Source organism: Streptococcus plurextorum DSM 22810 (assembly GCF_000423745.1).
GTDB classification, from domain to species: Bacteria; Bacillota; Bacilli; order Lactobacillales; family Streptococcaceae; genus Streptococcus; species Streptococcus plurextorum.
This window is the reverse complement of sequence record NZ_AUIO01000001.1, coordinates 353,398-368,957: the sequence shown is the minus strand read 5'-3', so window position 1 is coordinate 368,957 and position 15,560 is coordinate 353,398. Positions and strand designations below refer to the sequence as shown.

At 42.1% G+C, this 15,560-nt stretch carries 14 protein-coding genes; all 14 read left to right on the top strand.

Translation table 11 applies throughout. From position 1 onward, the window contains the following. Window positions 1-19: 19 nt before the first annotated feature. The 14 genes from G575_RS0101785 to G575_RS0101720 all read left to right on the top strand — a co-directional run bounded on the left by G575_RS0101785 (window position 20) and on the right by G575_RS0101720 (window position 15,549). Window positions 20-682 (top strand): response regulator transcription factor, encoded by a 663-nt coding sequence (locus tag G575_RS0101785; protein WP_027971217.1) that lies wholly within the window; start codon window positions 20-22, stop codon window positions 680-682. Next, window positions 679-1,626, top strand: a complete 948-nt coding sequence (locus G575_RS0101780; RefSeq protein ID WP_027971216.1) for a sensor histidine kinase — start codon at window positions 679-681, stop codon at window positions 1,624-1,626. Before G575_RS0101785 ends, G575_RS0101780 begins: the two co-directional genes overlap by 4 nt. Window positions 1,627-1,696: 70 nt before the next feature. After that, window positions 1,697-2,203 carry a DUF805 domain-containing protein gene (locus tag G575_RS10925; protein ID WP_051176867.1) on the top strand — a complete coding sequence of 169 codons (507 nt, stop codon included), beginning with the start codon at window positions 1,697-1,699 and terminating at the stop codon, window positions 2,201-2,203. 77 nt (window positions 2,204-2,280) lie between these two features. Further along, window positions 2,281-4,242, top strand: coding sequence for an NAD-dependent DNA ligase LigA (gene ligA / locus G575_RS0101770; protein ID WP_027971215.1), 1,962 nt, complete (start codon window positions 2,281-2,283; stop codon window positions 4,240-4,242). A gap of 9 nt (window positions 4,243-4,251) precedes the next feature. After that, window positions 4,252-5,277, top strand: a complete 1,026-nt coding sequence (locus tag G575_RS0101765) for a diacylglycerol kinase family lipid kinase (RefSeq protein ID WP_027971214.1) — start codon at window positions 4,252-4,254, stop codon at window positions 5,275-5,277. Then, window positions 5,278-7,494, top strand: a complete 2,217-nt coding sequence (pulA, locus tag G575_RS0101760) for a type I pullulanase (protein WP_027971213.1) — start codon at window positions 5,278-5,280, stop codon at window positions 7,492-7,494. A gap of 178 nt (window positions 7,495-7,672) precedes the next feature. Continuing rightward, window positions 7,673-9,547, top strand: a complete 1,875-nt coding sequence (glgB, locus tag G575_RS0101755; protein WP_027971212.1) for a 1,4-alpha-glucan branching protein GlgB — start codon at window positions 7,673-7,675, stop codon at window positions 9,545-9,547. 65 nt (window positions 9,548-9,612) lie between these two features. Beyond that, entirely contained in the window at window positions 9,613-10,752 is a 1,140-nt protein-coding gene (locus G575_RS0101750) for a glucose-1-phosphate adenylyltransferase (protein WP_027971211.1), read from the top strand. Then, window positions 10,742-11,875 carry a glucose-1-phosphate adenylyltransferase subunit GlgD gene (gene glgD / locus G575_RS0101745; protein ID WP_027971210.1) on the top strand — a complete coding sequence of 378 codons (1,134 nt, stop codon included), beginning with the start codon at window positions 10,742-10,744 and terminating at the stop codon, window positions 11,873-11,875. The genes G575_RS0101750 and glgD overlap by 11 nt, the downstream gene beginning before the upstream one ends. Beyond that, window positions 11,872-13,302, top strand: coding sequence for a glycogen synthase GlgA (glgA, locus tag G575_RS0101740; RefSeq protein WP_027971209.1), 1,431 nt, complete (start codon window positions 11,872-11,874; stop codon window positions 13,300-13,302). Before glgD ends, glgA begins: the two co-directional genes overlap by 4 nt. A 236-nt stretch (window positions 13,303-13,538) precedes the next feature. Then, a complete protein-coding gene (gene atpE, locus G575_RS0101735; protein ID WP_027971208.1) occupies window positions 13,539-13,736 on the top strand; it encodes an ATP synthase F0 subunit C in 198 nt (65 codons plus the stop codon). A 37-nt stretch (window positions 13,737-13,773) separates the two neighbouring features. Beyond that, a complete protein-coding gene (gene atpB, locus G575_RS0101730; protein ID WP_027971207.1) occupies window positions 13,774-14,487 on the top strand; it encodes a F0F1 ATP synthase subunit A in 714 nt (237 codons plus the stop codon). 19 nt (window positions 14,488-14,506) lie between these two features. Continuing rightward, complete coding sequence (gene atpF, locus G575_RS0101725) at window positions 14,507-15,016, top strand: F0F1 ATP synthase subunit B (RefSeq protein ID WP_051176865.1); 510 nt, start codon at window positions 14,507-14,509, stop codon at window positions 15,014-15,016. Then, window positions 15,016-15,549 carry a F0F1 ATP synthase subunit delta gene (locus G575_RS0101720; protein WP_027971205.1) on the top strand — a complete coding sequence of 178 codons (534 nt, stop codon included), beginning with the start codon at window positions 15,016-15,018 and terminating at the stop codon, window positions 15,547-15,549. The genes atpF and G575_RS0101720 overlap by 1 nt, the downstream gene beginning before the upstream one ends. The last annotated feature ends 11 nt before the right edge of the window (window positions 15,550-15,560 follow it).

Genomic DNA, 15,560 nt, shown 5'->3' with positions numbered 1-15,560 from the left:
TTTGTGTTACAATACTCTTATGGAAAAACATAGCATTTTTATCGTGGAAGATGACGAAACCATTGTCAGCCTTCTGAAGAATCACTTAAAAGAGCATTATGATGTTTATCAGGTGACCAATTTTCGTGCGGTGAAGCAAGAGTTAGAAGCGGTCAATCCTGATTTGATTTTGATGGACATCACCCTCCCGTACTTTAATGGTTTTTATTGGACGACAGAAATCAGAAAGCAATCGACCGTGCCTATCATTTTTATCTCTTCCAGTGATGATGAGATGAACATGGTCATGGCTCTAGATATGGGAGGTGATGATTATCTGGCAAAACCTTTCTCTTTAGGGTTGCTAGAAGCTAAAATTTCAGCACTCTTACGACGTTCCAAGCATTTTTCATCAGATGAATTGAGCTTTATGGGATTTGAATTGAGCAGGGAAGGTGTATTACTCAAAGGACAGGAGCAAATTCATCTTTCGCCAACGGAAAGTAAAATGTTAGCTTTGCTATTGTCCCACAGTGGCCAAGTGGTCAGCAAGGAAGCTATTCTAGAAAAGCTCTGGGAATCAGAGGACTTTATCAACCAAAATACGCTCAACGTTAACATGACCAGGCTTCGCAAAAAAGTTCAGGAGATTGGCTTTGACTACATTCATACCATTCGAGGAGTGGGGTACGTGATCAAATGATTGTTCTTTATTTTAGACAATATAAAATGTGGTACCTGATTTATATCTTATTGATGTTGGGATTTTTCCTACCGTTTTGGCTCTACCATCTTCCTCTGTCTTACTTTACGATGACCTTGCTCTTCAACCTTAGTTTTCTATTTGGGGCTGGGAGTGTTCATTTCTATTTTTTCCGTAAGCAGATGCTTCTCCTTAGGACCTTTAGGGAATTAGATGAAATAGCAGAGCTAACGAGTCCTTTGGATAAAGCGTATCAACAGGCGTTGTCAGAGCGAGAGCGCTTGTCTGCGCAAGCCATTTTTCAGAGTCAAAAACAAGTGAAAAATCAAAAGGCGATGATTCAGATGTGGGCGCATCAGATGAAAGTTCCGCTGTCTGCCATCTCGCTTATGGCTCAGACCAATCAGCTCAATCCGGCAGATGTGAACCAACAAGTCCTACATGTAGAACGCTACTTAGAAAATCTTTTGACCTATTTAAAATTTGCTCATAACAATGATGATTTTCGTTTTGAAGAAGTCGCTGTTAGTCAATTGGTTCGGCAACTGGTCAAGAAAAATCGTCTGCTTTTTATCCATAAAAACCTCTCTTTTGATTGCCAAGGTGATTGGCAACTTAAGTCAGACAAAAAATGGCTCTCTTTTGCCCTATCTCAAGTGCTTGACAATGCGATTAAATACACGCCAACCGGTGGACACATCATGGTGCGATTAAGGGATTCTTGCCTTGAGATTTCGGATACAGGGATTGGCATATTACCAGAAGATCTTCCAAGACTTTTTGAAGAAGGCTTTACAGGGTATAACGGGCACGAACATCAAAAAGCCTCGGGGTTTGGGCTTTATATGACCAAGCAGGTCTTAGATCAGCTCGGGCTTTCTATTTCTGTAGCGAGTCAGCTGGACCAAGGGACGGTTGTCACCATTTTTAAAAGCGTCGATTGATGAAAAAAATTGGGCATTTCTCTTAAAAATATGGTACAATATCTAAGATATTATTTTTAAGGAGACTATCATGCTACAAGCTTATAAAAAGTATTGGACTAAATACGCTGCCTTTGAAGGCAAATCAACACGTGCCGATTTTTGGTGGGTTGTTCTTTGTAATTTCCTCGTTAGTTTGCCGTTTACCATTATCTTTTTTGGGATTTATATCACAAAAATTGTGGGACTAGTTGCGAGCCATCCGGAACTTTTTGAAACACCTGAGGCTATAGACTATATGTCATCTCAGGAAATTATGACCTTGTTTTTGGATGTTTTTAGTGGGTTAGTTCCCCTTCTCATCATCGGTCTTATTTGGTGGTTGGCAACTCTGCTTCCAAACTTGGCTTTGGAAGTACGTCGTTACCGTGATGCAGGCTTTAGCTGGGCACTCATTTTCTTGAACTTAGGTGCCTTCCTTAGTTTATTAGTACCTGGTTTGGGTGCCTTCATTTCATTGGGCTTCCACATTGCTCGTTTGGTACTTTTGGTTCAGCCAAGCAAGAGTGAAGCAGAAGTCAATTCAGAAATCGTCTAAGACGATAAAGCACAGCTCATTCCCCGTGGGAGTGAGTTTTTTCTTTGCCCTAGATGAAAATATGATAAAATAAAGATATGGAAAAACGCATAAGAGAACTGGTTGATTTACTCAACCGCTACGCTAAAGAATACTATACCAACGATGCCCCTTCGGTATCAGATAGTGATTATGATAAGCTCTATCGTGAATTGGTCGACCTTGAAACCAAATACCCAGAACGAATCCTGCCAGATAGCCCGACGCACCGCGTAGGAGGCCGTGTTCTGGATGGTTTTGAAAAGTACCAACACGAGTACCCGCTTTACTCCCTTCAGGATGCCTTTTCACGTGAGGAGTTGGAGGATTTTGACCGTCGCATCAAGGCAGAATTTCCAGAAGCTACTTATTTAGCGGAACTCAAGATTGATGGGCTATCTCTTTCATTAACCTATGTCGAAGGGCAATTGACTGTCGCTGCCACGCGTGGAGATGGTTCGATTGGTGAAAATATTACAGAAAATGTCAAGCGCATCAAGGATGTGCCTTTGACACTACCTGGAGCTCACAGCCTGACTGTTCGTGGTGAGGCTTATTTGCCACGCGCTGCTTTTGCTCAGATTAACCAAGAGCGTCAGGAAAATGGCGAAGCTGAATTTGCAAATCCGAGAAATGCTGCGGCAGGTACCTTACGACAGTTGGACACAGCGGTAGTGGCTAAACGTCAATTAGCCACCTTCATCTATCAGGAGGCAAGTCCTACAACTCGTCAGACACAAGCAGATGTCTTATCTGAATTGTCTGATTATGGCTTTGTGGTCAATCCCCGTCATCTCGTTAGTGACTCTATGGCTGAGATCTGGGACTTTATTCAAGACATTGAAAAAGAGCGGGATCAGCTGGCTTATGATATTGACGGCATTGTTATCAAAGTCAATAGCCTTGCCATGCAGGAGGAGTTAGGCTACACAGCTAAGGCACCGCGGTGGGCCGTAGCTTATAAGTTTCCAGCAGAGGAAAAAGAGGCAGAGATTTTATCGGTTGACTGGACGGTAGGACGGACTGGTGTGGTGACCCCGACGGCCAATCTGACCCCAGTTCAGTTAGCAGGAACGACAGTCTCTAGAGCTACCCTGCATAATGTGGACTACATCGCTGAAAAGGATATTCGTATCGGTGATACTGTAGTTGTTTATAAGGCGGGTGACATTATTCCAGCCGTCTTGCGTGTGGTGGAAAGCAAACGCGATCAGCAGGAGCCTATGGTCATTCCTAAAATCTGCCCATCTTGTCAATCTGATGTGATTCACTACGAAGATGAGGTGGCTCTGCGTTGTATCAACCCCCTCTGTCCTAGTCAGGTGCAACGAAAACTAGAACATTTTGCCAGCCGAGATGCTATGAATATCGCAGGGCTTGGTACGTCTATCGTTGAAAAACTCTTCCAAGCAGGCCTGATTCATGATGTGGCTGATATTTATAAGCTTACAAAAGAAGATTTGGTGACCCTTGAAGGATTTAAGGACAAGTCGGCAGACAAGCTTTATGCTGCTATCCAGGTTTCAAAAACAAACTCAGCGGAGAAGTTGCTTTTTGGCTTAGGTATTCGCCATGTTGGGGCCAAGGCTTCTCGTCTGCTTCTAGAGGTTTTTGATAGTGTGCCTGCACTAGCTGAAGCAACAGAAGAAGAGATATCTGCCATTGAAGGCTTAGGTGATGTCATTGCAAAGAGCCTGCGCAGCTATTTTGCTAAAGAAGAAGTTAAGGAACTCTTGGTAGAATTAGAAAGCTATGGGGTCAATCTCAGCTATCTAGGTAAAAAAGTAGCAGCAGATGCTACCTTGTCTGGCTTAACAGTCGTTTTAACTGGCAAGCTTGAGCAGTTAGGGCGCAAGGAAGCCAAGGAGAAATTGGAAAGTCTAGGTGCTAAAGTGACTGGATCTGTTTCTAAAAAGACAGACTTAGTGGTGGCTGGTAGTGAAGCTGGTAGCAAACTGACCAAGGCTCAAGAACTCGGTATCCGAGTGGTTGATGAAGCTTGGTTACTTAATTTAGAGTGAGAAGTAAAAATGGTAGAAAGACGACAACGTGCCCGTCTGATTTACAATCCGACATCGGGGCAAGAAATCATGAAAAAACATGTGGCCGAAGTCTTAGATATCCTAGAAGGTTTTGGTTATGAAACATCCGCTTTTCAAACAACAGCAGAAGAACATTCTGCTAGAGACGAGGCCAGACGTGCTGGCTTAGCAGGGTTTGATTTGGTCATTGCTGCTGGCGGCGATGGCACCATCAATGAAGTGGTTAATGGAATCGCCCCTTTAGAAAAAAGACCTGCTGTCGCCATTATTCCGACGGGGACCACAAATGATTTTGCACGTGCTTTAAAGATTCCTCGTGGGAATCCTATTGAAGCAGCGAAAATGATTGGAAAAGAGCAGACACTAGCTATGGATGTTGGTCTGGCTTATGAGAATCGCTATTTTATCAATATTGCTGCAGCAGGAAGTTTGACTGAATTGACTTACAGCGTGCCGAGCCAGCTAAAAACAATCTTTGGCTATCTTGCCTACTTGGCAAAGGGGGTGGAACTTTTACCACGTCTTAGCAAGGTTCCTGTCACCATTCGTCATGATGAAGGTGTTTTTGAGGGAGAGGTGTCTTTAATCTTTGCCGCCATAACCAATTCTGTTGGCGGTTTTGAACGGATTGCGCCAGATGCTAAGTTGGACGATGGAAAGTTTACTTTGATTTTGGTCAAAACTGCTAATTTACTGGAACTGATTCATCTGGTGCACCTTATGGTGAATGGTGGCAAACACATCAGTGACCCTCGTGTAGAGTATCTCAAGACGAGTCAGATTGTCATTGAACCGCAAAGTGATCAACAGATGATGATTAATCTGGATGGTGAGTATGGAGGAGATGCTCCGATTCACCTGCGAAATCTAAAAAACCACATTACATTCTTTGCAAATACAGATGACATTTCAGACAGTGCCCTCGTTTCTGAAGAAGAGCGTGAGCTTGAAGAGATTGCACAAAAATTTGCTCACGAAGTAGAAGATTATGCAAAGGGGCACGGAGAAGGATAAATGAAAACTAATACAACGATTGTTCATTTTCATAGTAAACAAGGGAATTATTTTGAACTTAGTCTCTGGTGTTGGCAAAAGGATCAGATGGGACAAGATGCCTATTTTACCTTATTTGACAGCTTTGGTGTCAAGGCCACATTGAGCTTTCCATCAGACACTTACTTAGGCGAGCTTTCCCTGTTAGTTAAGAAAAATGATTGGTCTTCAAAAACAAGCGATTATAACATTTCGCGGTATCATAACCTTGAGAAGACAGAAGTCTGGTTGGTTGATGGTGATGAACAGGTGTATTATTCGCGTCAAGCGGCGGTGGCTAGCCCTCATTATGGGCGCCGCCAACCACGAGCTTTTGATATGGCAGTCAATAGCAGAGCCTTTGATCGAGAATGGGGCTTTGATGGTTGGTTAGGCATTCAGTACCATCATGAAGCGACAGATTTCCGTTTATGGGCACCCACAGCCCAATTGGTTGAAGTGGTCTTATATAGTTCAACCAATACAGAAGCGAGTGTGGCTTCTGTTCATCCTATGACACGTGGGCAACACCGCAACCCAGATAGACACAAAGAAAATAATCACGGTGTCTGGTACCTGAGCTTGCCAGGTGATTATAATTTTACAGCCTATAGCTACCGTATTCATTATCGTAAACGCACCTTTAAGGACAGTCGAGATCCTTATGCTATCGCAGCAACAGCAGATGGCAAGCGTTCGGTAATCATTTCCAGTCAAGATTTAGTCCCAGAAGGATTTGCGGTTAAGCATGGCAAGGAAGCCCCTTGGCGGGTGTCCAATCCAAACCGTGCAGTGATTTGTGAAATGCACATCCGAGATTTTAGCATGTCAGCGACTTCTGGAGTTGATGAGGATAAACGCGGCAAGTTCCTTGGAGCTTGTCAAGAAGGAACCAAAAATCAATACGGTCAGGCTACGGGCTTTGACTATATTAAGGAAATGGGGTATTCTTATGTTCAGCTCCAGCCCGTTTTTGACCATCACAAAACCCTTTTAGAAGATGGGTCCTATGCTTATAACTGGGGTTACGATCCTGAGAATTATAACCTGCCAGAATCGAGTTTTTCATCTAATCCAGATGAACCTGCAACAAGCATTTTAGAATTAAAAAAAGTGATTCAGGCCTATCATGACGCAGGAATTGGCGTCATTTTGGATGTTGTTTACAATCATACTTACTCTACGGGTGATTCGGCATTTCAGTTGACGGTCCCAGACTATTACTATCGTATGAACCCAGATGGTACCTTCCAAAATGGGTCGGGCTGTGGGAACGAAACGGCTTCTGAAAAGGAAATGTTCCGCAAATACATGATTGACTCCTTGCTTTATTGGGTCACTGAATACGGGGTGGATGGTTTTCGTTTTGATTTGATGGGACTTCATGACGTTGAGACTATGAATGCTATCCGCTCTGCACTGGATCAAATAGACCCTAATCTTCTCATGTATGGAGAGGGATGGGATATGGGGACAGGGCTGTCTCCAGATAAGAAAGCTAAAAAAGGAAATGCACAACAGCTGCCAGGAATTGGATTTTTCAATGATGATACCCGAAATGCCATCAAAGGTGCGGAAGTGTATGGAGATTTTAAACGGGGCTTTGTTTCAGGCGAAGCAACAGAAGATATCCTTGCCAAGGGATTTCTAGGCTCAGATGAGCTTAATCCTTACCTTAGTCCTAGTCAGGTCATCAACTATGTAGAGGCTCATGATAACTACAATCTCCACGATCTCATGTGGGCCTTACACCCAGAAGATGATGAGAAAATTCGAAAGAAACGTGTGGCTTTAGCTACGGCTATGAATCTCACCATGCAAGGCGTCTGCTTTATGCAGCTAGGACAGGAATTTATGAGAACAAAACTTTATCCAACTGGTCACGATGGTCAGCTAACAGAGGCGGATAAAGAACGTGCTATGAATTCTTACAATGCTCCGGATCAGGTCAACCAAGTTGATTGGAATCTTGTCACGAGACACTCCGATTTAGTGGCAGAAATCAAAGAACTGATTAAGTTGAAACAGACCCTGGCGCTACTGTCTCTTCAAACCTATTCGGATATTCGAGATAAGGTTTTTGTTGAGTCTGCAGACAGTAACAGTGGTCAATTAGTGGTTCAGATGGAAGATAGGGAAAAATGTTCGGTAATTTTCAATAATCATGAAAAAATTTTCAATATTTCGTTGATAAAATGAGCAAACTATGATAAAATTTCATTAATAAGCGTTTTCATAAATTGAAAATGAGAACTTTGACAATGAGATAGGCTTTTATTAAAAGCCTATCTCTGTTTTTTTATCCGAATATTTGATTAGTCAAAGGAATAAACAGATAGGGTTCTTTGCTTATGATCATTGAGATGAGGGAGGTTTCATGCAAGATAACGATAGACTTTACCAATTTGGCATAGGAGAAAATTTTCACGCCCATCTCTATTTTGGAGCACAGGCAAAGGAGGAAGGTTACCTTTTTCGTGTCTGGGCACCGCATGCCCAATCTATAGCAGTTATTGGTGATTTTAGCCAATGGCGGGATGCTCCGATTTTTTTGACTAAAAATGATGCTGGTGTTTGGGAGGGCTATGTTTCTCAAGCACAGACCGGGCAATTATATAAATACCTCGTGACGCGACAAGATGGGCAAGTGATCGAGAAGATTGATCCCTTTGCTAGAGCCTTTGAGGCACGACCAGGAACAGCGGCTATTTTAAGTCCCTTACCTCAGTATCAATGGCATGATGGTCTCTGGCTAGGACGTCGGAAACGCTTTGGGTTTAGAAAACGCCCGCTGAATATCTATGAGCTTCATCCAGGATCTTGGAAAAAGGACATTCAAGGAAATCCATATACCTTTAAGCAGTTAACGGCAGAATTGATTCCTTATCTGGTAGAAATGAACTACACACACGTGGAGTTAATGCCTGTTATGGCACACCCTCTTGACATGTCTTGGGGTTACCAGCTTATGGGCTATTTTGCTCTAGAACATAGCTATGGCAGTCCAAAAGATTTTCAAGCATTTGTTGATACCTGTCATCAACACAATATTGGTGTTATTTTAGATTGGGTGCCAGGTCACTTCACCCAAAATGACGATGCCTTAGCTTACTTCGATGGCACACCGACCTTTGAATACCAGGATCCTGATAGGGCCAAGAATGTTCGTTGGGGAGCCTTAAATTTTGATTTAGGGAAAAATCAGGTGCAATCGTTTTTGATTTCATCAGCTCTTTTCTGGATAGAGCACTATCACATTGATGGTATCAGGGTTGACGCAGTATCTAATATGCTTTACCGAGACTATGACGATGGTCCGTGGACCCCAAATCAATTTGGTGGCAATCGAAATATTGAAGGCTATGATTTCTTACGTCGCTTAAATGGCATTATCAAAGACAGGCATCCAGATGTGATGATGATTGCAGAAGAATCAACAGCGGACACCCCTATAACGGCTTCTCTATCAGAAGAGGGATTGGGTTTTGATTATAAGTGGAATATGGGATGGATGAACGACATTCTTCGTTTTTACGAGACCGATCCTATTTATCGTCAATACGAGTTTAATTTGGTTACTTTTAGCTTCATGTACGCCTTTAACGAACGCTTTATCTTGCCCTTTTCCCATGATGAAGTGGTTCATGGCAAGAAATCAATGATGCACAAGATGTGGGGCGATCGCTACAATCAATTTGCAGCTCTGCGTTGTCTTTACACTTATCAAATCTGTCATCCAGGAAAAAAATTATTGTTCATGGGGTCTGAATTTGGCCAATTTTTAGAATGGAAATACAATCATGAGTTGGAATGGGGAGACTTATCCTCAGAGGATCAACTCAACTTAAAAATGAAAGAGTTTACCAGTCAGCTGAATGCTTTCTATAAAAATCAAAGAGCCTTGTGGCAAAATGACGAAACTTACAGCGGTATTGATATCATTGATGCAGACAACCGAGCAGAATCGGTTTTATCCTTTATTCGAAAAGACGATAAAGGAGACTTCTTAGTTTGCGTCTTCAATATGACCCCTGTTGAACGCCCAAACTTTACGATAGGTGTTCCAATAGCTGGTATTTATGAAGAAGTTTTGAATACCGAGTTGGAGGATTTCGGAGGGGTTTGGAAAGAGACTAATCCAGACACTACGACTTCCCCTGAACAGTGGAAGGATTATCAACAAACCCTTAGCTTTACCCTACCTGCAATGGGAGCAAGTGTTTGGCGACTGAAAGGTCGGTTAAAAAAATAAAGGTTATCAACTTGAAAAGCAAGAACACTTTTCACCGCATTTCATGAGTTGAGAAAGGAAGAAATATGAAAAATGACATGTTAGCGCTTATCCTTGCCGGTGGGCAAGGGACACGTCTAGGCAAGCTCACCCATAATATTGCTAAACCAGCGGTTCAGTTTGGAGGCCGCTATCGAATTATAGACTTTGCCCTATCTAACTGTGCCAATTCTGGTATCAATCATGTTGGTGTCATTACCCAATACCAACCCCTTGCTCTTAATAGCCATATTGGAAATGGTTCTTCTTGGGGCTTGGATGGTATCGATAGTGGAGCAACGATTCTACAACCCTATTCTGCGACTGAGGGGAATAGATGGTTTCTAGGGACTAGCCATGCGATTTATCAAAACATTGATTATATCGATAGCATCAATCCAGAATACGTTCTTATTCTATCTGGAGATCACATCTATAAGATGGATTATGCTGATATGCTTCAAACTCACAAGGATAACCATGCGAGTCTGACCGTAGCAGTTATTGATGTGCCAATTAAAGAAGCTAGCCGTTTTGGTATTATGAATACCGACTCAAATGATCGTATTGTTGAATTTGAGGAGAAGCCTGCCAATCCAAAATCCACCAAGGCTTCAATGGGGATTTACATTTTTGATTGGGCTAAACTCCGCAAAATGCTAGTGGATGCTGAGAAAAATGGGGTTGATATGTCTGACTTTGGGCAACATGTTATCCCTGCCTACCTTGAGTCTGGTGAAAATGTGTATACTTACAATTTTTCGGGTTACTGGAAAGATGTGGGTACCATTGAATCGCTCTGGGAAGCAAATATGGAGTATATTGCTGTAGATAATGCCTTGGACAGTCGCGATCGGTCTTGGAAGATTTATTCCAAAAATCATATTGCACCACCAAACTTTATCACAGATACCGCTTCAGTGAAAGATTCGCTAGTTGTCGATGGCTGCTTTGTGGCAGGTCAAGTGGAGCACTCGATTCTTTCTGCTAATGTCAAGGTAGAAGAGGGAGCGGTTATTAAAGATAGCTTTATCATGAGTGGCGTGACCATTAAGGCAGGTGCTAAGATTACACGTGCCATTATTGGAGAAGGTGCTGTGATTGGCGAAGCTGTCGAATTGGATGGTACAGAAGACGTACAAGTTATTGGATACAATGAAGTTGTGGGGGTAGCAAATGAAGATTGATAAGTACACAGCCATTCTCGGGAATGCGATTGGATATCCGGATATGGGAAGTTTGACAGCCAATCGCCCTTTAGCAAGTTTGCCATTTGACGGGAAATATCGCCTCATTGATTTTCAGCTTTCAAGCCTTGCAAATGCAGGTATTCGTAGCATTTATGGGGTTTTCCGCGGGCAAAATATTCGTTCTATTTTTGACCATATTCGCTCAGGTCGCGAGTGGGGGCTTAACACTCTCCTCAGTCACTATTTCTTAGGGTTTTATAATTCTGATGAAGAGAGCATTTATGCAGATGAGGATTACTACGGTCAGATCCTTAATTACCTTCGTCGCTCAGGTTCTGATCAGACCGTTTACATGTCTTGTGATATCTTAGCAAATATCAACCTGAAACAGGTCATTCACTTGCATAATGCCAATCATCGCCAATTGACAGTTGTCTATAAAAAGCTGATGAAAGATTATGTCTCACCAGCCAATGAATTGCTAAATATAGACCAGTACGATACTGTTATTGGCAAGCTTGATGCGGATCAATCTGATGAACCTGTTCCAATGTCAGCGGATATTTACGTGGTGAATACGCCATATCTCATTGAAAAACTAGAGGAAGAGGCTCAAAAAGAAAAACCTCGTAAAATTCGCTACCTGCTTCGTGATTTAATCGTAACTGATGGCGCTTTGGCTTACGAACACACAGGTTATTTGTCTAATATTACTTCTGTTAAATCTTATTATGATGCGAATATGGACATGCTCGATCCTCAGAAATTCTATGCCCTCTTCTACGGTAATCAAAAGGTTTACACAAAAGTCAAGAACGAAGAGTCTACGTATTTTGATGACCAGTCACAGGTGAAAAATTCACAGTTTGCCTCAGGTTCTATCATCACGGGGCATGTGGAACACTCAATTATTTCACGTAACTGTCGTGTGGCAGAAGGTGCTAGAGTAGCAGATTCAGTCATTTTTCCAAAGGTTACAATCGGAGAAGGTGCAACGATTGAGTATGCTATCATTGATAAAAACGTGACTGTCCCAGCAGGTGTGACGCTTCGAGGCAGTGCGGACAAACCATTAGTCATTACGAAAGGTCTTGAAATCACAGGAGATATTATTCAATGAAACTTTTGTTCGTAGCAGCAGAAGGTGCGCCTTTTGCTAAGACTGGAGGGCTGGGAGATGTTATCGGAGCCTTGCCCAAGTCTCTTGCTCAAAAGGGGCATGAGGTAGCAGTTGTTCTTCCTTATTACGATGTTGTTGATGCTAAATTTGGCCATCAGGTTGAAGACCTTCTCTCTTTTTACACGGCTGTTGGTTGGCGTCGCGCTTATGTCGGTATTAAGAAACTTGTTCGTGATAAGGTCACTTTCTATTTCATTGATAATCAGCAATATTTCTTTAGAGGGAAAGTTTATGGCGACTGGGATGATGGTGAGCGTTTTGCCTTCTTCCAACTAGCAGCTCTTGAAATGATGGAAAGAGTGTCTTTTATCCCAGATATTCTCCATGTTCACGATTACCACACAGCAATGATGCCTTTTCTCCTTAAAGAAAAGTATCATTGGATAGAGGCTTATCGTCGCATTAAATCAATCTTTACAATCCATAATATCGAGTTTCAGGGGCAGTTTGATCCTATTATCTTAGGAGACCTTTTTGGCGTCGGACATGAGCGCTATGCCGATGGTACCTTGCGGTGGAATAATTGCCTTAACTGGATGAAAGCAGCAATCCTTTATGCAGACCGTGTAACGACCGTCTCACCAAGTTATGCTAGTGAAATTCAGACGCCAGCTTTTGGTAAGGGACTCGATCAGATGATGCGCATGGAGTCTGGAAAATTATCGGGAATCGTCAACGGTATTGATACGGCTCTCTTTGACCCAGAGACAGATGCAATGCTTCCACATCATTTCTCCAGTAAGGATTTATCAGGAAAAGCCAAGAATAAAAGTGCTCTTCAAGAGCGTTTAGGCTTGCCAGTTCGAGATGATGTGCCTTTGATTGGGATTGTCTCACGCTTGACGGATCAAAAAGGCTTTGATCTTGTGGTCAATGAACTGCACAATATCTTGCAGTACGATGTACAGATTGCTCTGTTAGGGACAGGATATGACGCCTATGAACAAAGTTTTGCTTGGTTTGGACAGACTTATCCCCACAAACTTTCTGCAAATCTGACATTCGATTTGACCTTGGCTCAGCAGATTTACGCAGGAGCAGATCTCTTCTTAATGCCGTCTGCATTTGAGCCGTGCGGTCTCTCTCAGATGATGGCAATGCGCTATGGGACACTCCCCTTGGTCTCTGAGGTGGGAGGCTTGCGTGACACAGTAACGCCTTATAATGCCTTTGATCAGACAGGAACAGGGTTTACATTTGGTGAGTTTTCGGGCTATTGGATGACAAAGACCCTTGAGCTTGCTTTAGAGGTTTATCACAATCGACCAGATGACTGGAAAATGCTACAGCAAAATGCCATGACCAGAGATTTTTCATGGGATACGGCAAGCCAAGCTTATATGGAGTTGTATCAAGAACTTGCCTAAGGCAATCCTTGCAGAGCTTTTTAGCTTATCATAGCTAGAAAATAAGCTTTATCTAAGTTCAAAACGTGCTTCCATTTGGGGCACGTTTTTTGAAATCAATCGGCCAAAGGTCAGTATTAGTCAGTCAAACTGGTCACTTCCCTCGTGAAAGCCTTAAAAATAGAAGTGTTTCATTGACAATTAAAAAAAATAGGACTAAAATGACTGGGTAAAAAAATTTTTAAGGAGAATTCTTAATGAATTTGGGTATTTTAGGACTTGGCCTTGCAGGACTTGGTTGTGCGATTGGAAATGGTTTAATTGTGAGCAATGTTTTAAAAGCATCTGCACGTCAGCCAGAGCTCTATGGAAAATTTATGGGGACCATGTTCATGGGTATTGCCTTTGTAGAAGCAATCTTCTTTATCACTCTGGGTATGGCATTTATCATGTAAGTCGATAGGTAGAATAGAGAGATAAGGAGGGACTCCCTTGGAAGAATCGAATCCAATACTGCATCTGGGTCCAATTGACTTAGATGTGACGATTTTAGCCATGTCGCTATTGACGGTTTTAATTGTCTTTACCTTAGTTTATTGGGCTAGTCGGAATATGGCATTGAAACCTTCAGGAAAGCAAAACCTACTAGAATTTGCTTATGAATTTGTGTTTAACTTTAGTAAGGGCAATTTAGGTGAGACCTATGCAAGAAAATACTCACTTTTTTTATTTAGTCTTTTCATGTTCTTATTAGTGGGCAATAATCTCGGTTTGATGACCAAGTTGCAAACGCCAGAAGGTGAAAATGTTTGGATGTCACCAACAGCAAATATGCTTTTTGATTTTGGCCTTTCTCTAATTGTCACGGTGGTTTGTCATGTCGAAGGCATTCGTCAACGTGGATTTAAAGCTTATTTAAAAGGATTTGTGACGCCCCCAGCAATGACTCCCATGAACATTATAGAGGAGTTTACAAATTTTCTGTCTTTGGCGCTTCGCCTTTATGGAAATATTTATGCTGGTGAGGTTTTAATTGGTTTATTGGTTAATTTAAGCCATGTGCATACCCTTTGGCAGCCTGTTGCCTTTCTATTAACCATGTTATGGATAGGCTTCTCAGTCTTTATTTCATGTCTGCAGGCTTATATTTTCACCATGTTAACCTCAATGTATTTGAGCAATAAGGTTAACGGTCATAGTCATTAAGTATTAGGAAGGAAACGAGATGCTTATGGTATTACATAGCATTACGACAGGAGCTATTCTTGGCAACTTTATCATCGTGACAGGATCCTTTGTCCTTTTGATGGTATTATTACGAATCTTTGCCTGGAAACATATCGTCGGTATTTTTGATGCGCGTGCAGATAAGATTTCAAAGGATTTAGAGAAAGCAGAGACAGCGCGTACACAAGCAGAAAACTATATCAAAGAGCAAGAAGAAGCACTAAAAGCAAGTCGCTTAGAGGCTAGTCGTATCGTTGGACAAGCCAATGCTAGAGCCTCACACGATCGGGAAGCTATTCTGAGTCAGGCAAAAGAAGAAGCACAGGCTATTAAAGATAAGGCCAAAGTAGATGCAGAACAAATTAAGGCTGATGCCATAGAAGCCGCTAAAGAGGAAGTGGCAAAACTGGCTATTGATTTGGCGGAGCGGATTCTCTTGGAAAAATTAGACGCTAGTGAAAAAACCGCTCTGGTTGATCGCTATTTGGATCGCTTGGGAGAAAACTAATGGATTTGAAAAAAGATGCTTTGGTGCATAAATACGCTTTAGAGGTCGTGCAAAAAGCTAAGGATTCAGATCAATTAGCGGTCGTCTATGAGGATGTCTCCCAAATTCTAGACATTTTTGAAGAGACAAAATTAGATGCTGTCTTGACCTCAGAACGTTTTGAAAAAGTCGAGAAGATGGGCTTGATTCGTCAGTTGCCTCATTCAGGGCATCGCTACCTCAATCAGCTGTTAGAATCATTAGCAACAGAAGACGAATTTGGGATGATTCTACCGATCTTGCAAGAAGTTATTGTCAAAATTGGTGAGGAGACACAAATTTTTGACATGGAAGTGGTGGTAGCACAGCCATTGACTCAACTTCAAAAAGAGCGTTTGCGTCATATTGTTGAAACGAAATTCCTGATTAAAACGCATCGGTTGATTGAAACGCTTGATGAAAAATTATTGGGTGGTTTTGTGATTAAGGTGAATAACCAAATTATCGATGCCAGTGTGCAAACGCAGATTCAAGACATTAAACAAAAATTGTAAAAATAGAAAGT